Source organism: Comamonas flocculans, from assembly GCF_007954405.1.
GTDB classification, from domain to species: Bacteria; Pseudomonadota; Gammaproteobacteria; order Burkholderiales; family Burkholderiaceae_C; genus Comamonas_C; species Comamonas_C flocculans.
In genome coordinates, this window is record NZ_CP042344.1 from 1450697 (window position 1) to 1466279 (window position 15583).

The 15583-nt window shown below is 69.3% G+C and carries 19 protein-coding genes; 10 read left to right on the forward strand and 9 right to left on the reverse strand.

What is annotated here, in order from left to right; translation table 11 throughout:
- Window positions 1-66 precede the first annotated feature (66 nt).
- Window positions 67-957: a DMT family transporter gene (locus tag FOZ74_RS07030; protein WP_146912392.1), complete on the forward strand. Its 891-nt coding sequence runs from the start codon at window positions 67-69 to the stop codon at window positions 955-957.
- A 45-nt stretch (window positions 958-1002) separates the two neighbouring features.
- On the opposite strand, the gene FOZ74_RS07035 is transcribed toward FOZ74_RS07030, so the two are convergent.
- The 8 genes from FOZ74_RS07035 to def form a co-directional block, all read right to left on the reverse strand.
- Window positions 1003-1557 carry a FlgO family outer membrane protein gene (locus FOZ74_RS07035; RefSeq protein WP_146912393.1) on the reverse strand — a complete coding sequence of 185 codons (555 nt, stop codon included), beginning with the start codon at window positions 1555-1557 and terminating at the stop codon, window positions 1003-1005.
- Complete coding sequence (locus FOZ74_RS07040) at window positions 1554-2243, reverse strand: hypothetical protein (protein WP_146912394.1); 690 nt, start codon at window positions 2241-2243, stop codon at window positions 1554-1556. The genes FOZ74_RS07035 and FOZ74_RS07040 overlap by 4 nt, the downstream gene beginning before the upstream one ends.
- Before the next feature lie 122 nt (window positions 2244-2365).
- Window positions 2366-3601 (reverse strand): phosphoglycerate kinase, encoded by a 1236-nt coding sequence (locus FOZ74_RS07045; protein WP_146912395.1) that lies wholly within the window; start codon window positions 3599-3601, stop codon window positions 2366-2368.
- 48 nt (window positions 3602-3649) lie between these two features.
- The gene (locus tag FOZ74_RS07050) at window positions 3650-3985 is read right to left on the reverse strand and encodes an AzlD domain-containing protein (RefSeq protein ID WP_146912396.1); all 336 of its coding nucleotides are present in this window, start codon (window positions 3983-3985) and stop codon (window positions 3650-3652) included.
- Window positions 3982-4671: an AzlC family ABC transporter permease gene (locus tag FOZ74_RS07055; protein ID WP_146914114.1), complete on the reverse strand. Its 690-nt coding sequence runs from the start codon at window positions 4669-4671 to the stop codon at window positions 3982-3984. Before FOZ74_RS07055 ends, FOZ74_RS07050 begins: the two co-directional genes overlap by 4 nt.
- A 74-nt stretch (window positions 4672-4745) precedes the next feature.
- Window positions 4746-5720 (reverse strand): methionyl-tRNA formyltransferase, encoded by a 975-nt coding sequence (fmt, locus tag FOZ74_RS07060; RefSeq protein WP_146912397.1) that lies wholly within the window; start codon window positions 5718-5720, stop codon window positions 4746-4748.
- 13 nt (window positions 5721-5733) lie between these two features.
- Complete coding sequence (locus FOZ74_RS07065; RefSeq protein WP_146914115.1) at window positions 5734-6222, reverse strand: hypothetical protein; 489 nt, start codon at window positions 6220-6222, stop codon at window positions 5734-5736.
- Between the two features lie 23 nt (window positions 6223-6245).
- Window positions 6246-6770: a peptide deformylase gene (gene def, locus FOZ74_RS07070; protein ID WP_146912398.1), complete on the reverse strand. Its 525-nt coding sequence runs from the start codon at window positions 6768-6770 to the stop codon at window positions 6246-6248.
- A gap of 165 nt (window positions 6771-6935) precedes the next feature.
- Between def and FOZ74_RS07075 the strand changes: the two genes are divergently transcribed.
- From FOZ74_RS07075 to greB, 9 genes are all read left to right on the forward strand, one after another.
- On the forward strand, window positions 6936-8162 hold the full coding sequence (locus tag FOZ74_RS07075) for a LysM peptidoglycan-binding domain-containing protein (protein WP_146912399.1): 1227 nt from the start codon (window positions 6936-6938) through the stop codon (window positions 8160-8162).
- 24 nt (window positions 8163-8186) lie between these two features.
- Window positions 8187-9338 (forward strand): DNA-processing protein DprA, encoded by a 1152-nt coding sequence (gene dprA, locus FOZ74_RS07080; protein ID WP_146912400.1) that lies wholly within the window; start codon window positions 8187-8189, stop codon window positions 9336-9338.
- Between the two features lie 117 nt (window positions 9339-9455).
- Window positions 9456-9599: a hypothetical protein gene (locus FOZ74_RS16055; protein ID WP_186764668.1), complete on the forward strand. Its 144-nt coding sequence runs from the start codon at window positions 9456-9458 to the stop codon at window positions 9597-9599.
- Window positions 9600-9887: 288 nt separating this feature from the next.
- Entirely contained in the window at window positions 9888-11756 is a 1869-nt protein-coding gene (locus FOZ74_RS07085) for a phosphoenolpyruvate carboxykinase (GTP) (RefSeq protein WP_146912401.1), read from the forward strand.
- A gap of 272 nt (window positions 11757-12028) precedes the next feature.
- Window positions 12029-13006 carry a hypothetical protein gene (locus FOZ74_RS07090; RefSeq protein ID WP_146912402.1) on the forward strand — a complete coding sequence of 326 codons (978 nt, stop codon included), beginning with the start codon at window positions 12029-12031 and terminating at the stop codon, window positions 13004-13006.
- A gap of 68 nt (window positions 13007-13074) precedes the next feature.
- Window positions 13075-13497: a universal stress protein gene (locus FOZ74_RS07095; RefSeq protein WP_146912403.1), complete on the forward strand. Its 423-nt coding sequence runs from the start codon at window positions 13075-13077 to the stop codon at window positions 13495-13497.
- Window positions 13498-13502: 5 nt separating this feature from the next.
- Complete coding sequence (locus FOZ74_RS07100) at window positions 13503-14075, forward strand: DUF2799 domain-containing protein (RefSeq protein WP_146912404.1); 573 nt, start codon at window positions 13503-13505, stop codon at window positions 14073-14075.
- A gap of 127 nt (window positions 14076-14202) precedes the next feature.
- Window positions 14203-14748: a flavin reductase family protein gene (locus FOZ74_RS07105; RefSeq protein ID WP_255437815.1), complete on the forward strand. Its 546-nt coding sequence runs from the start codon at window positions 14203-14205 to the stop codon at window positions 14746-14748.
- On the forward strand, window positions 14745-15314 hold the full coding sequence (gene greB, locus FOZ74_RS07110; protein WP_146912405.1) for a transcription elongation factor GreB: 570 nt from the start codon (window positions 14745-14747) through the stop codon (window positions 15312-15314). The genes FOZ74_RS07105 and greB overlap by 4 nt, the downstream gene beginning before the upstream one ends.
- On the opposite strand, the gene minE is transcribed toward greB, so the two are convergent.
- On the reverse strand, window positions 15315-15581 hold the full coding sequence (minE, locus tag FOZ74_RS07115; protein WP_146912406.1) for a cell division topological specificity factor MinE: 267 nt from the start codon (window positions 15579-15581) through the stop codon (window positions 15315-15317).
- Between the last annotated feature and the right edge of the window lie 2 nt (window positions 15582-15583).

Genomic DNA, 15583 nt, shown 5'->3' on the forward strand with positions numbered 1-15583 from the left:
AGCGCACCCCGGGCAGGCGCGCCGGTGACTGCCGGCGGGCGCGGGCGGCGGGCACAATCGCGCCCCATGCCCGCCTTCACCCGCCGCCAGCTCGTGGTGCTGTTGCTGCTCACCCTCGTCTGGGGCCTGAACTGGCCCGTGCTCAAGATCAGCGTGGCCGACTTCCCGCCGCTCACGTTTCGTGCACTCTCGCTGGCGCTGAGCGTGCCGCTCTACGTGCTGGTGCTGCGCCAGCAGCGCCTGCCCCTGACGATAGCGCGCGCCCACTGGGGTCAGCTCGGCTGGCTGGCGCTGTGGAACATGGTGCTGTGGAATGCGCTGATGATCCTGTCGATTCCGCGCCTGGCCAGCGGGCGCGCGGCCATCCTGGGCTACACCATGCCGATTTTCTCGGCGGTGCTGGGTCAGTTGCTGTTCCACGACCGGCTGGGCCTGCGCGCCTGGGCGGGCGTGGCCGCGGCCGCCGGGGGCGTATCGCTGCTGCTGGCCAACGAGATGGGCAGCCTGGGCGGCAGCGCCACGGGCGTGGCGCTGATGCTGGCCGCCGCGGCCTGCTGGGCGCTGGGCACGCAGCTGCTGCGCCGCAGCGAGCTGGCCATGCCGCTGATCACGCTCACGCTGTGGATGACGCTGCTCACCGTGGGCGTGCTCGCCGTGCTGGCCTGGCTGCTGGAATCCGGCAGCTGGCACTGGCCCGGCGCGGCCACGGGGTTCGGCATCGTCTACAACGCGGTGCTGGCGCTGGCCTTTGCGCAGGTGGCCTGGTTCTATCTGGCGCGCACGTTGCCACCCGTCGCCTCCACGCTCAGCGTGATGATGATTCCGGTCATCGGGGTCTTCGCCGGCAGCTGGTGGCTGGGCGAGGCATTGCATTGGCAGGATTGGAGCGCCATGGCGCTCATCGTGCTGGCGATCGCCTCGGTGCTGCGGCCCGCGCGTGCCGCGCCGCGGCCATGAAAAAGCCGCCCGAAGGCGGCCATCAGGCATGGGGGCGCAAGGCGCTCAGCGCGCCTGCGTGAGCAGCTGCTTGACGTCGCGGTCCACCGGCAGCGCGTAGTCGTAGCCGCGGATGATGCGGCTGTCTTCCATGCGCACGAGCTTCAGGCTCACGTAGGTGAAATTGGCCGCGGCCGAATAGGTGCCCACGAGCACCATCGAGGCATTGTGCTGGCGCGCGATGTCCTTGATTTCACGCGAGAGCAGCAGCTCGCCCGCGTCCTGCTTGACGAACACGGCGCCGCGCAGCTTGATCTCCTTGACGTCGAAACCGCTCATCGCCATGGCGTTGGCGTACTGCTCGGACAGCGTGCGCCCCAGCGGCGCAGCGCGGTTGAGGTCATTGACGTTGACCACCGTGGCCACCAGCACCGGGCCCGGGCCGGTGGCGCCGATGTCCAGGCCGGCAAGCAGGCGGTTGACCGCGTCGCGGCTGCTTTGCAGCATCGGCGCTTCGGCCGCCTGCTTGTAGGTGGGCTCCACGCGGATCTGGGTGGAATGCTGGGCGCAACCCGCGGCGAACAGGGCGGCGACGAGGCTCAGTGCAAGTGCGCGTTTCATTGAGAGACCACCTTCATGTTGACTGCACGGTAGTACTGCGGCTGCTTCATGAACAGCGGCATGTCCACGTTCTCGAGGTAGTAGACGTCGGTCTTGCGCGCCAGGTACTGGCCGTCGCGCGTGACGGTCGTCGTGAGGATCAGCTCGGTGTTGGTCGGGCCGCCCGAATTGATGCTGTTGGCATAGTCCAGGCCCACGGCCAAGCCCAGGCCGGCGACGATCTTGGTGTCCACGTGCTGCAGACGCAGGCCATAGGCCGCGGCCAGCCCGCCGGCCAGCATGGTGAAGGCCCCTGGAATGAAGTGCGGACGATCGCTGTTGTGGCGCACCACCTGGGTGCTGTAGCTGACGGCGAGCGCCGCCGCCGGGTCGACGCGCACATGGGCGCCGTCATGCACCAGCTCGGTGATCAGGAAGTCACGGAAGCCCAGGTCGAAGGGGCTGGGGTTGGCCGGCGCCACCACGTGCAACGCGGTGTTGTCCGCCACGCCCACCGAACCGAGCATGGCCCGGGTCTGTTCGGCGACGTCGCGCGCCACCAGGTCCCAGTGGCCCGCCGAGCGCACCTTGTACTGGCTGGTGTATTCGAAGTTCTTCGCCACCGGGATCGGTGCGGTTTCGCAGGCCGTGAGTGCCACGACGGCGGCAGCGGCGGCAGCCCATGTGAGAGCCCTGGTCAAGGACATGATCCTCTCCTCCAATTGATGACGCCACACGGTGCAATCACACGCATCCCACGGGCTCGAACGGCATTTTTAGCACCAAACCCGTGAAAGGCAAACACGCGTGGGGGATTTGCCCTGCGCGCTCAGGCGATTGTGTTGTTTTGTTTGCACGCGCTCGCAACTTGCGCCGGCAAGTCGGCGCGGCGCTGGAGGATTTCGAATGCCGGCAGCTGCCGGCCTTCGAGCACCTCCAGGAAAGCGCCGCCTCCCGTGGAGATGTAACCCACCTGCGAGGCGAGGCCGTACTTGGCGATCGCCGCCAGCGTGTCGCCGCCGCCGGCGATGCTGAAGGCGCTCGAGCGCGCGATCGCGCGGGCGATGGTTTCGGTGCCATGGGCGAAAGCGTCGAACTCGAACACGCCCACCGGGCCGTTCCAGACGATGGTGCCCGCCGCTTCAAGCTGTCCCGCCAGGCGCGCGGCGGTATCGGGGCCGATGTCCAGGATCAGCTCGTCCCCGGCGACCTCGGCGGCGGGCTTGACGCTGGCTGCGGCGTCGGCGGCAAAGGTCTTGGCCACGACCACGTCACTCGGGATCGGCACCTGCGCGCCGCGCGCAGCCATGGCATCGATCACCGCGCGCGCCTCGCCCACCAGGTCGGGCTCGGCCAGGCTCTTGCCTATGGGCAGGCCGGCCGCCAGCAGGAAGGTGTTGGCAATGCCGCCGCCGACGATGAGCTGGTCCACCTTCTGCGCCAGGCTCTTGAGTATGGTCAGCTTGGTGGACACCTTGGAGCCCGCGACGATGGCCACCAGCGGACGCCTGGGGCTTGCCAGCGCGCGCGTGAGGGCGTCGATCTCGGCGGCCAGCAGCGGGCCGGCACAGGCCACGGGCGCGTATTCGGCGATGCCGTAGGTCGTGCCCTCGGCGCGGTGCGCGGTGCCGAAGGCGTCGTTCACGTAGATGTCGCACAGCGCGGCCATCTTGCGCGCCAGCAACGGGTCGTTCTTCTTCTCGCCCGGGTTGACGCGGCAGTTCTCCAGCAGCACCAGCTCGCCGGGCGCGATCTGCACCCCGTCCACCCAGTCGTCGCGCAGCGGCACCTCGCGCCCAAGCAGTTCGCCCAGGCGCCGGGCCACCGGGGCCAGCGAGTCGGCGCTCCTGAGCTCGCCCTCGGTGGGGCGCCCCAGGTGGCTCGTGACCATGACGGCGGCGCCTGCTTCCAGCGCCATCCGGATGCAGGGGAGCGAGGCGCGGATGCGCGTGTCTTCGGTGATGCGCGCGCCGTCCAGCGGCACGTTCAGGTCGGCGCGGATGAACACGCGCCGGCCGCGGGCCTGGCCCTGGGCGCAGAGGTCGGAGAAACGAAGGATGTGCATGCGGTATCGATGGGTATGGGGCGCGGCGATTGTAGGAAAGCCCCGGCGCTACCAGCCCAGCAGGATGTGCAGCGGCAGGTAGACCGCCATGCCGACCACGATGGTGCCCAGAATGCTGCGCCGCCAGAAGTACCAGGCGCTGGCGAGCAGCACCGCCGGCAGGCGCGCGTCGGCCAGCGTATGGATCAACTGCCCGTCCTGCATCAGCACCTCGGGCGCGACGACCGCCGCGATGGCCGCCAGCGGCGCGTACTTGAGCCCGCGGCGCAGCCAGTCGGGCAGCGGCAGCTCGCGCTCGGGGATGAGGAACAGGGCGCGCGTGAGCACCGTCACCAGCGTGAGCCCGGCGATGGTGAGCAGCAGGAGCCACCACGGCTGGTTCATGGCGGCGTCTGCGCTCCCGCGCGCTGGCGGCTGCGCCGCAGGCTGCGCTCCAGCGCCTCGGCCGCCAGGCCCACGGCCACCGCGACGGCCACCGCCAGCAGGATGTTGAGCTTGAGCGGCAGCGCATAGGCCGCCACCGCCGCACTGCAGCCGGTGAGCGTGGCGAGCCAGCTCGGGCGGTCCACCAGCATCGCCAGCAGGATGCCCAGCAGGGCCAGCACGCCGGCAAAGCCCAGGCCCCAGTGCAGCGGGATCGCATTGGCCAGCACGATGCCGGCGAGCGAGGACAGCTGCCAGGCCAGCCACAGCGTCGTGGCCGCGCCCCAGAAATACGGTACCTGCTCGGGCCGGGGCTCGGGTTTGGGAAAGCGCTTGAGAAAGCCGACGAAGATCACGTCGCCGCTCACATAACCCAGGGCGATGCGATGCCAGCGCGGCAGCCCACCGAAATAGTCGCGCCACAGGCTGCTGAAGATCACGAAGCGCAGGTTCACGCAGGCGGCGGTGAGCCAGATGACCCACAGCGGCGCGCCCGAAGCCATGAGCGGCAGCACCGCCAGCTGGGCGCTGCCGGCATACACGGTGAGCGTCATGATGACGGCCATGGTCACACCCATGCCGGTCTTGACCATGGCCACGCCGGTGACCAGGCCCCAGGCGGAGATGCCGAGCGCCAGACCCGCCATGTCCAGCACGCCCAGGCGGTAGTGCGGGCTGCGCAGCAGCGGCAGCAGCGCGGGCCAGATGTGGGCGCGCCGGCTCACGCGCGCTGCCCGCCGAGCATGTCGCCCGCGGCCATGGGGTGACCGCGCAGGAATTCGGCCGCCGCCAGGCGCTTGCCGCCCGCGCGCTGCAGGGCGGTGAGCCTGAGCGCCGTGCCCTCGCCGCAGGCCACGCGGATACCGGCCTCGTTTGCAAGCAAAATATGGCCGTAACGCCCGCCACTATTGCGCAAACAGCTATCAATTTCGCAATCCCAGACTTTGAGCGCAGTGCCCCCATGCTCGGTCTGCGCCACCGGGAAGGGGTTGAAGGCGCGTACCTGCCGCTCTATCGCCGCGGCCGGGCGCGACCAGTCGATCAGGCTCTCGGCCTTGCTGACCTTGTGCGCATAGCTGACGCCATCGTCAGGCTGGGGCGTGGGCTGCAGGCCGCCTTCGGCCAGTTCCTTGAAGCTGCGCACGATCAACTCGCCGCCCAGGCGCGCCAGCTTGTCGTGCAGGCTGCCCGTGGTCTCGCGCGGCGCGATCGGCAGCGCTTCGCGCAGCAGCATGGGGCCGGTGTCCAGGCCCGCGTCCATCTGCATGATGGTCACGCCGGTTTCGGCGTCGCCCGCCTCGATCGCACGGTGTATCGGGGCGGCGCCGCGCCAGCGCGGCAGCAGGCTGGCGTGGATGTTCAGACAGCCCAGGCGCGGCGCGTCGAGCACCCATTGCGGCAGGATCAGGCCGTAGGCGGCGACCACCATGGCGTCGACGTCGGCCTGCAGCAGCGCCGCGCGCGCCTGCGCCGCGTCCTCGGGGTAGCGTCCGTCCAGGCGCAGGCTGCGCGGCTGCGCCAGCGCCAGGCCATGGCGCAGCGCGCACTGCTTGACGGGCGAGGCCTGCAGCTGCATGCCGCGCCCCGCGGGACGATCGGGCTGGGTCAGCACCAGCGCGACTTCCAGGCCCGCGTCCAGCAGCGCCTGCAGGGCCTGCTGGGCGAATTCGGGGGTTCCGGCAAAGGCCAGGCGCATGGCAGGGCGGTCCTCAGCGCAGCCGCAGGAAGCGTTCGTCCGGCTCTTCGTCGGTGAACATCACGCGCCGCACCACGCCGGCCGGGTCGATGTGCACATGCGCCTGGCGCGCGATGAAGTTTTCCAGCAGGCGGTAGGTCCAGATGTCGCCCGTGAAGCTGGCCACCTGCTCCACCAGCGCCGGCGGCCCGAAGGTCTGCAGCACCGTGGTGCGCGTGTCCACGCCGGGGCGCAGCGCCATGAAGCGCGCCTCGTTCATCACCTGATGCAGGGCCACGAACCGCTGGCCGGCGTCGAATTCCGCCTGCAGCACCTGACGGCCCGCGGGCTGGCTGCTGTAGATCAGCCGCTGCCCGCCGCCCGGCAAGGCCACCGTGAGCGTGGGCTGTCCGAGCGCGGCCAGCACCTCGGGCAGCGGTGTGCCCGGCTGCTGCCAGCGCGGCGCGGCGCAGGCCGCAAGCAGCGCGGCCGCCGCCAGACACAGCGCCCGGCGCCGCCGCATGCCAGCGATGGTGCGCGCGCCCCTCATGCGTGCACTGCTTGCTGGCGCAGCTCCTTTTCCTGCTTGAGCAGCCGGGTCTTGATGCGTCCGCGCTTGAGCGCCGAGAGGTAGTCGACGAAGACCCGGCCCATGAGGTGGTCCATCTCGTGCTGGATGCACACCGCCAGCAGGTCCTCGGCCTCGATCACGCGCGGCTCGCCCGCGGCGTCGAGCGCGCGCACCCGCGCCGCCACCGAGCGCTCGACGCGCTCGTAGACGCCGGGCACCGAAAGACAGCCTTCGTCGCCCAGGTGCTTTTCCTCACTGAGCCAGAGCGTCTCGGGGTTGATCAGCACCATGGGCTGGTCGCGCGCTTCGGACACGTCGATCACGATCACGCGCTCGTGCACGTCCACCTGGGTGGCGGCCAGACCTATGCCGTCGGCCTCGTACATGGTGGCGATCATGTCGGCCACCAGCGTGCGTATGCGCTCGTCAACCTGCTGCACCGGCTGAGCCACCTTGTGCAGGCGCGGATCGGGGTAACGGAGGATGGGAAGAATGGCCATGGCAGGGTGTGGAATATGTCGTTATTCTCGCCACTTTCGGGCGCGGACGTTGGCTCAGGGGCAATAATCGTTGCCCAATCAAGAGCTTGGATCGAGAATCTCTCTTGATTTGTGCTCATCGCTCGAGCGCAGCGATGCGACGAAACAGGCAAGAGGGATCTTCACATGCTGGACAAAAACAAGGCGGGACGGACAAGCACACAGGCCCGCGGCGCAGTGGCCGCCTCGCTCCTGGCCACCGCCCTGCTCTGCACCTTGCCTTCGGGTAGCGCATGGGCGCAAAAGTTTCCCATCACCGACCAGGCGCGCGCCACCGCGCAGCAGACGGCCGCCCGCGGCATCCCCGAGTCCGAGCTCTCGCCCGGCGCCCCCGATCGCTACGTCGTCAAGCGCGGCGAGACGCTCTGGGGCATCTCGGGCGTGTACCTGCGCCAGCCCTGGCGCTGGCCCGAGCTCTGGGGCATGAACCTCAGGACCATCGCCAACCCGCACCTGATCTACCCGGGCCAGACCCTGTACCTGGAGCGCAGCGGCGGCTACGCCCGGCTGCACACCGGCGGACCCGGGGAGACCATCCGCATCTCGCCGCGCACCCGCTACGAAGGCCTGGCCGACAGCGCGCTGCCCACGCTCAACCCGCAGCTGATCGAGCCCTTCCTGGTTGAGCCCGAAGTGGTGCAGGAACTGGCCTTCGAGCAGGCGCCGCGCATCGTCGCCACGCGCGGCTCGCATTCCATCATCGGCAATGGCGACCTGGCCTACGTGCGCGGCGCAGAAGGCAGCCCGGTCGAGCTGGACGCGGACACGCCGCGCCAGTGGCGGGTGTACCGCAACCTGGTGCCGATGAAGGACCCGGCCAGTGGCGAGATCCTCGGCTACGAGGCGCAGTACGTCGCACGCGCCACGCTGGTGCGCGGCGAGTCCGAACAGGAAAACCCGGCGGGAGAGGGCAAGATCGAGGTCGTGCCGGTGCCCGCCACGGTCAGCCTCTCCGGAGCCAAGGAGGAGGTGCGCCCCGGCGATCGCCTGCTGCCCGCGGTCAGGCAGGGCTTTGCCAACTACGTGCCGCATGCGCCGCAGGTACCGGTGGACGCGCAGGTGGTGTCGCTGTACGGCAGCACCGCGGTGCGCTACGCCGGCCAGAACCAGGTGGTGGCCATCAACCGCGGCACGGCCGATGGCATCGAGGTGGGGCAGGTGCTCACCGTGCTCAGCGGCGGCGAGCGCGTGCAGGACAAGACCCACGAGAACAAGCCCACCATCAAACTGCCCAGCGAGATCAACGGCATCGCCATGGTGTTTCGCACCTTCGAGCGCGTCTCCTACGTGCTGCTGCTGCGCGTGAGCGACGCGGTGCAAGTGGGTGACCACCTGGTCAATCCGCAGCAGTAAAACCTGCCGCAGGTTCTTGCCGAAATGCAGCCGGGTGAACTCGCGGCCTGGCTGCGCCTGACCACGGCCAAGGGCCTGGGAGCTGCGGCGGCGCGGCGGCTGCTCGGCCACTTCGGCCTGCCAGAGGCCGTTTTTGCGCACGGAGTACCGGACTGGGGCAACTGCCTGAACGGCGCCCAGGCCTCCTCCCTGGCGAGACATCACGGCCCCGAACTGGACGCCCTGGTCCAGCGCACCCGGCAATGGCTTGAAACCTCGCCAGGCCCAGGCATCGCCCGCGCCCTCGTCACCCTGGCCGACGGCAACTATCCCCACGCACTGCTGTGCACCGAAGACCCGCCGGTGCTGCTCTATGCCGAAGGGAGCGAAGCCTGCCTGCATGCCGACGCCCTGGTGCCCGCCGCCAGCCTGGCGATCGTCGGCAGCCGCAGCCCCAGCGCCCAGGGCGTGCAAAACGCCCGCGCATTCGGCCGCGCGCTGCGCGAGGCCGGTTTGTGCATCGTCTCAGGCCTTGCGCGAGGCGTGGATGGCGCGGCCCATGAGGGCGCGCTGGCAGCGGCGCCGGGCACGGGCCCGGACACCGTCGCCGTGGTGGGCACCGGGCTCGACCAGGTCTACCCGCGCGCGCACCAGGCTCTGGCACGGCGCATTGCCGAGCGCGGCCTGCTGCTGAGCGAATACCCGCTGGGCACGCCGCCCCTGCCGGCAAACTTTCCGCGGCGCAACCGCATCCTCTCCGGTTTGACGCGGGGCACACTGGTGGTGGAAGCGGCTCTGGCCTCGGGATCGCTCGTGACGGCCCGCCTGGCCAGCGAACAGGGGCGCGAGGTGTTTGCAATACCCGGCTCCATCCACGCGCCGCAGTCGCGCGGCTGCCACGCGTTGATCCGCCAGGGCGCCAAGCTGGTGGAGACCGCGCAGGACATCCTGGAAGAACTCGCGCTGCCGGGCCTGCGGGCGCAGGCGCAGCCCGCCCCGGAAGCCGGAGCGGGCGCGCCCGAAGCGCAGGACCCGGTGCTGCGCGCGCTCGGGTTTGATCCGCTCGGCATCGACGCCCTGATGGCCCGCACCGGGATGGACGCGGCCAGCCTGCAGTTGCGCCTGCTGGAGCTGGAACTGGCGGGCAACGTTGCGCGCCTGCCCGGTGGCCTGTTTCAGCAGACCGCCAGCACCTGAGGCACGCGCACGGCCGGCGTTGGACCCGACGCGCGGCAGCCCCGCGGAAGGCGTCCGCGCACGCTTGGCGCTACACTTGCGGGTTACAGACGACAAGAATTGCCAGGAGGCCGCACCATGTCCGAGCAAAACCCCAGCCCCGAAACCAGCACCGAAGTCGATCCGGTGGAAAGCGTCACCAACGTGATCCCCTTCATCATCCCGATGTACGGCGCGATGCTGATCTTCATCCTCGCGATGATCGCGGTCACCGTCGGCTGAGGCGCCGCGCGCCGCCCACAAGAGCCCCGCAACGCGGGGCTTTTTCATGTCCGGCGGGCATATGCCGTGCATGAGGTCATGCATCATTTTCATGGGTTTGGGGGTGTGGTGACGGACAAATCGGGGCGCACTTCCTAGAATCGATCTCGACCCGGCCGATGCGCTGCATGCTGGCAGGTGAAAAGCCCTTTTTTCAAAGGCGGCGCGCGTCCAGACTCACCCCGCACCCTGCAGGGCGGGCTGGCTTCCTTTGAAAAGACCGTTTTTCAACTCCAGGAAGCTCCCGCGATGAACGCACCGACCATGCAAGGCCTGCACGTGCAGGCGCCCGCCTACGTCAAGAACGCCCGCCTGATCGCCTGGGTCGCCGACATGGCGGCGCTGTGCAAGCCGGCGCGCATCCACTGGTGCGACGGCAGCCAGGAAGAATACGAGCAGCTGTGCCGGCAGCTGGTGGAAGCCGGCACCTTCAAGCGCCTGAATCCGGCCAAGCGCCCCAACTCCTACCTTGCATGGTCCGACCCGAGCGACGTGGCGCGCGTCGAAGGGCGCACCTTCATCTGCTCCGAGAAGCAAGAAGACGCCGGACCCACCAACCACTGGATGGCGCCGGCAGAAATGCGCGCGACGCTCAAGCCGCTCTTCGACGGCTGCATGGCCGGACGCACGATGTACGTGATTCCGTTCTCCATGGGGCCGCTGGGCAGTCCGATCGCGCAGATCGGCGTGGAGCTTTCCGACAGCGCCTACGTCGCGGTGAACATGAAACTGATGACGCGCATGGGCCGGGCGGTCCATGACGTGATCGGCACCGAGGGCCAGTTCGTGCCCTGCGTGCACAGCGTGGGCGTGCCACTGGCCGAGGGCGAAACGGACAAGACGAGCTGGCCCTGCAACCCCACCAAGTACATCGTCCACTACCCGCAAACGCGCGAGATCTGGAGCTACGGCTCGGGCTATGGCGGCAATGCGCTGCTGGGCAAGAAGTGCCTGGCGCTGCGCATCGCCTCCACCATGGGGCGGGACGAAGGCTGGCTGGCCGAGCACATGCTGATCCTGGGCGTGCAAAACCCCGAGGGCAAGAAGTACCACGTGGCCGCCGCCTTCCCCAGCGCCTGCGGCAAGACCAATTTCTCGATGCTGGTGCCGCCCCAGGCCTTCGACGGCTGGAAGGTCACGACCATCGGCGACGACATCGCCTGGATCAAGCCGCAGGCCGACGGCAGCTTGCGCGCGATCAACCCCGAGGCGGGCTACTTTGGCGTGGCGCCCGGCACCAACATGCAGACCAACCCCAACTGCATGCTCAGCCTGAAGCGCGACGTGATCTTCACCAACGTGGCGCTGACCGACGACGGCGACGTCTGGTGGGAAGGCATGGAAAAGGACAGCGGCCGGCTGCCCGAGCACCTGCTGGACTGGAAGGGCCAGGACTGGACCCCGGCGATCGCCAGGGAGACTGGCGCCAAGGCCGCACACCCCAACGCGCGCTTCACCTGCGCGGCGACGAACAACCCGGCGCTCGATCCCGCCTGGGACGACCCGGCGGGCGTGCAGATCGACACCCTGATCTTCGGCGGGCGGCGCTCCACCACCGTGCCGCTGGTGACCGAGGCGCGCAACTGGCAGGAGGGCGTATACATGGCTGCCACCATGGGCTCGGAGACCACGGCCGCTGCCGTCGGCCAGCAGGGCGTGGTGCGTCGCGACCCCTTCGCGATGCTGCCCTTCACCGGCTACCACATGAGCGACTACTTCGCGCACTGGCTCAGCCTGGGTGAGAAGCTCGCGGCCCAGGGAGCCACGTTGCCGCGCATCTACTGCGTGAACTGGTTTCGCAAGGGCGCGGACGGCAAATTCGTCTGGCCCGGCTATGGCGAGAACATGCGCGTGCTCAAGTGGATGCTCGACCGCATCGAGGGCCAGGCTGCGGGACAGGAGACGCCGTTTGGCATCGCGCCGCACTACCGCGAAATCAACTGGCAAGGACTTGATTTCTCCGAGGCGCAGTTCGCCAGCGTCACCCACATCGACCCCGGCGCCTGGGAAGAAGAGCTGGCCTTGCACGACGCGCACTTTGAGCGGCTGGCGCAGCGCCTGCCGGCACAATTGCTGCAGATACGCGCGGCACTGGCCGAGCGCATCCGCGCGATCTAGGGGCAACGCTGAAAAAGCCCCTCGCGCGGCGCGCATCCCAGCCTGCGGCGTTGCAAGTCTTCGCAACAGCTTCGGCTCGCTGCGCCTGGCGTCTTGCAACCCGTCAGCAGGCCGGGCGCGCGCCATCGCGGGGACCTGTTCAGCGTCGTCCCGGGCCCCGGGGCAAAGGCCCGCCTGCCGGCCGGGCCTCTCTGGCACCGGCAGCCGCGCGGGTCGTTACCATCGCCGGCTTGCACGGCGCACGGGCGCCGTGGGCGCCACCTTGATCTTCGATGAACTTCCGCTACTTTCTGTGCGCCGCCGCCTTGCTGACGCTCGCCGGCCCGGCGCAGGCGCAGACCGCCGCGCCCCTGGTGCAGGGCAAGATCCATTTTCTGTTCCTCGATGCCGATGAGCTGCCGATGGCGGGGCTCAGGCTCTGGGGCCGGTGCGAGTCGCGCCTGGGCTCGTTCTGGAACCCGACCAGACACCGCAGCGACTGGTCCTGCACCACCAGCAGCGACGGCCTGTGCGAGGCGAGCATCGACACCCTGGCCGCGCCCGACGGCACGCCGGTGCAATGCCGCGGCACCGAGCGCAGCAGCGTGCAGGAAGCGGGCGGCGGCGCGCAGCAGATCAGCTACCACGCCTTCTTCGCCAAGGGCGCGATGGACAACTACGCGCTGGTGCAAAAGCGCAGCGGCTGGAAGGACGGGCAGTACCTGTTTCGCGCCGTCGCCAGCGCCGAGCTGTTCGACGCGCTGGCGCTGCGCTACCGCGCCAGCTACTACGCCGCGCGCCTGGGCAAGGACACTGAACCGGGCGGCGGCGCCGTCTGGAGCACGCGCGGCGCCCACCCGCAGGAAAACCCCGACGAGCAGAACCTCATCTACCTGAGCGCGCGCAGCAGCGCCACGTCCGCCGGCCTGCAGCTTCAGGCGGTGATCGCGCTCACTTATGTGGACGAGGTGATGCGCGGCTACGACAAGGCGCGCTTCGAAGGCTTGGACGGCGAGCAGACGGTCGCGCTCACCAAGGTCTCGAGCGGCAACACCTGCGGCGTGCGCGACCTGCTCTCGGGCCAATGCCAATACCGCGAAGAACTGCGGCTGGACCTGCCCGAAGACCTGGCGCAGTCACTGGCCGCGCGCTACCGCGAGGGCGTGCCCGGCAACTGGCGGCTGCAGTTGGGAACGCCGCGCGGCCAGCTGCTTGACTTCGTGATCGCGCATGCCGAATTTGCCGCGCTGCTGACGGCCGCGCGCCCCTGAAGGTGGCGCGGGAGCCCGTATGATGAGGTGTTGAAGCCACCCGCGCAGCCGCGCACACAGGAGCTCCGATGAGAATTCTGCTTGCCGTCGACGGCAGTCCCTACACCCGCAAGATGCTGGACTACCTGGCCAGCCACGATGAAATGCTCGGCCCCGAGCACCAGTACACCGCCCTCACCGTGCAGACGGCACTGCCGCCGCGCGCCCGCGGCGCGCTGAGCAAGGAGCTGGTGCAAAGCTATTACGACGAAGAGGCCGAGGCGGTGATGCAGCCGGTGCGCGAGTTCGTGGCGCGCAAGGGCGTGCAGGTGCAAACCGTTGCCAAGGTCGGCCTGGTGGCCGAGACCATCGCGGCCATGGCCGAATCGGGCCCTTTCGATCTGATCGTCATGGGCACGCAGGGCCACGGGGCGCTGGGCAAGCTGGTCATGGGCTCGGTCAGCACCAAGGTGCTGGCCAGGTGCAGCGTGCCGGTGCTGCTGGTACGGTGAGGGCCATGGCAGGCATGAACCTGGCCCGCGGGCCGATCGTCCGCCTGGCCGCTCTGGCCACCGTCTGTCTGGCCACCGGCCTGCTGGGGGCCTGCGCTGCCATGAGCGTGGAGGAATGCCGCAGCGCCAACTGGGGCGAGCAAGGCATGCGCGACGCCATGAACGGCTATCCGCGCGCACGCCTGGAAGACATCCGCCAGGCCTGTGCCGAAGGTGGGGTCGTGCCCGACGAGGCGCTGTACCGCAGCGGCTGGAACGCCGGCATCGCGCGTTTTTGCACGCCGGAAAACGGCGCGCGCTGGGGCCGCGACGGGCGTGCCTACCTCAATTCCTGCCCGCCGCAGATCGAAGCCGGCTTTCTGGAGCGCTACCGCGCGGGCCGGCGCGCCCACGATGCCGAGCAGGCGCTACGGCGTCTGCAGGCCGAGCAGGACCGCCTGCAGCGCCAGCTGGGCCTGAGCAAGGACGAGGCGGTGCTCCGTCAGTTGCGCCAGCAGCTGCGCGACCTCGACTGGCGCATTGCCCAGGCACGCGGCGACCTGGACCGCGCCGAGTGGAACCTGCGGCCGGGACGCTGAACGCCCCCTCCCGCGGCCTTTGCCGCGGCGCCGCGCAGGGTCTCCCGCAGCAGCGCGCTGCGCCCGGGCGGCGAGCTCGGGATAATCAGGACTTGTTTTCCCTGCCATCCATGTGCTCGCCCGCTCCGTGACCGCCATCCCACCCACCGCGCCGCCGCCGGCCCCGCGTGCGCTGCGCGATGCGCTGGGCATGTTCGCCACGGGCGTGACCATCGTGACCACGCTCGCGCCCGATGGCGGCCCCATCGGGCTCACCGTCAATTCCTTCAACTCGGTCTCGCTCGAACCGCCGCTGGTGCTCTGGAGCCTGTCGCACAACGCGGCGTCGCTGGCGCTTTTCTCCGAGGCCACGCACTACGTCGTCAACGTGCTGGGCGTGCACCAGCGCGAGCTGGCGGTGCGCTTTGCCACGCGCGGGCCCAAGCGCTGGGACGACGTAGCCTGGCAGCCCGGGCACACCGGCATGCCGGTGCTCGGCGGCGCCATCGCGGTATTCGAATGCGCCAACCGCAGCCGCTACCCGGAGGGCGACCACACCATCCTGGTCGGCCAGGTGCTGCACTGCGGCCACAGCGCGCACGAGGCGCCGCTGCTCTACCACGGCGGCATGTTCTATACCGAGCATCCGCTGGGCGCACTGCCGCGCGGCGCGGCCGTGAAGGCCGTGCCATGAGCAAGGCCTTCACCCGCGAAAACGACGGTGACGGCGACGAGGACGAAGACCTCGTCCCGGCGCTGCAGATTCCGGCCGGAGCGAAGAATTACCTCACCACCGAAGGCTACGAGCGCCTGCGCGGCGAACTGCTCGCGCTGATCGACGAGGAGCGTCCCAAGGTGGTGGAAGTGGTGCACTGGGCCGCGCTCAACGGCGACCGCTCGGAAAACGGCGACTACCTCTACGGCAAGAAACGCCTGCGCGAGATCGACCGGCGCATCCGCTTCCTGACCAGGCGGCTGGAGAAGGCCGAGGTGGTGGACCCTTCGGTACACGCCGGCAGCGACCAGGTGTTCTTCGGTGCCACCGTCACCTATGTGGACGACCTTGGCGAGGAGCGCACCGTGACCATCCTCGGCATCGACGAAGTGGACAGCGCGCGCCAGCAGGTGAGCTGGGTCTCGCCCGTGGCGCGTGCCCTGCTCAAGGCGCGCGAGGGCGACGAGGTGCAGCTGCAGACCCCGGCGGGGCCGCGCACGCTCGAAGTCCTTTCGGTCAGCTACCCGGCGCGGCCCAAACGCTGATCAGCCGCGGGCCGTCTCGGGCAGCTCGATCTTCACCTGCAGCACTTCGAGCTCGTCCTGGCGTTCGAAATGCACCTTCAGGTCTTCGGGGTTGATGTGCACGTACTTGGAGATCACCGCCACCAGCTCGTTTTGCAGCGCGGGCAGGTAGTCGGGCTGGCCGGCGTTGCGCCCGCTCCTCTCGTGCGCCAGGATGATCTGCAACCGCTCCTTGGCCACGGCGGCCGACTTTTTCTTCTCGCCCAGGAAGAATGACAGCAGGGACATGG

Bases quoted from the DNA above. Each gene is read 5' to 3' on its own strand.
- FOZ74_RS07030 (WP_146912392.1), top strand. From the start codon at position 67: ATGCCCGCCTTCACCCGCCGCCAGCTCGTGGTGCTGTTGCTGCTCACC.
- FOZ74_RS07035 (WP_146912393.1), bottom strand. From the start codon at position 1,557: ATGAAACGCGCACTTGCACTGAGCCTCGTCGCCGCCCTGTTCGCCGCG.
- FOZ74_RS07040 (WP_146912394.1), bottom strand. From the start codon at position 2,243: ATGTCCTTGACCAGGGCTCTCACATGGGCTGCCGCCGCTGCCGCCGTC.
- FOZ74_RS07045 (WP_146912395.1), bottom strand. From the start codon at position 3,601: ATGCACATCCTTCGTTTCTCCGACCTCTGCGCCCAGGGCCAGGCCCGC.
- FOZ74_RS07050 (WP_146912396.1), bottom strand. From the start codon at position 3,985: ATGAACCAGCCGTGGTGGCTCCTGCTGCTCACCATCGCCGGGCTCACG.
- FOZ74_RS07055 (WP_146914114.1), bottom strand. From the start codon at position 4,671: ATGGCGGGTCTGGCGCTCGGCATCTCCGCCTGGGGCCTGGTCACCGGC.
- fmt (WP_146912397.1), bottom strand. From the start codon at position 5,720: ATGCGCCTGGCCTTTGCCGGAACCCCCGAATTCGCCCAGCAGGCCCTG.
- FOZ74_RS07065 (WP_146914115.1), bottom strand. From the start codon at position 6,222: ATGCGGCGGCGCCGGGCGCTGTGTCTGGCGGCGGCCGCGCTGCTTGCG.
- def (WP_146912398.1), bottom strand. From the start codon at position 6,770: ATGGCCATTCTTCCCATCCTCCGTTACCCCGATCCGCGCCTGCACAAG.
- FOZ74_RS07075 (WP_146912399.1), top strand. From the start codon at position 6,936: ATGCTGGACAAAAACAAGGCGGGACGGACAAGCACACAGGCCCGCGGC.
- dprA (WP_146912400.1), top strand. From the start codon at position 8,187: ATGCAGCCGGGTGAACTCGCGGCCTGGCTGCGCCTGACCACGGCCAAG.
- FOZ74_RS16055 (WP_186764668.1), top strand. From the start codon at position 9,456: ATGTCCGAGCAAAACCCCAGCCCCGAAACCAGCACCGAAGTCGATCCG.
- FOZ74_RS07085 (WP_146912401.1), top strand. From the start codon at position 9,888: ATGAACGCACCGACCATGCAAGGCCTGCACGTGCAGGCGCCCGCCTAC.
- FOZ74_RS07090 (WP_146912402.1), top strand. From the start codon at position 12,029: ATGAACTTCCGCTACTTTCTGTGCGCCGCCGCCTTGCTGACGCTCGCC.
- FOZ74_RS07095 (WP_146912403.1), top strand. From the start codon at position 13,075: ATGAGAATTCTGCTTGCCGTCGACGGCAGTCCCTACACCCGCAAGATG.
- FOZ74_RS07100 (WP_146912404.1), top strand. From the start codon at position 13,503: ATGGCAGGCATGAACCTGGCCCGCGGGCCGATCGTCCGCCTGGCCGCT.
- greB (WP_146912405.1), top strand. From the start codon at position 14,745: ATGAGCAAGGCCTTCACCCGCGAAAACGACGGTGACGGCGACGAGGAC.
- minE (WP_146912406.1), bottom strand. From the start codon at position 15,581: ATGTCCCTGCTGTCATTCTTCCTGGGCGAGAAGAAAAAGTCGGCCGCC.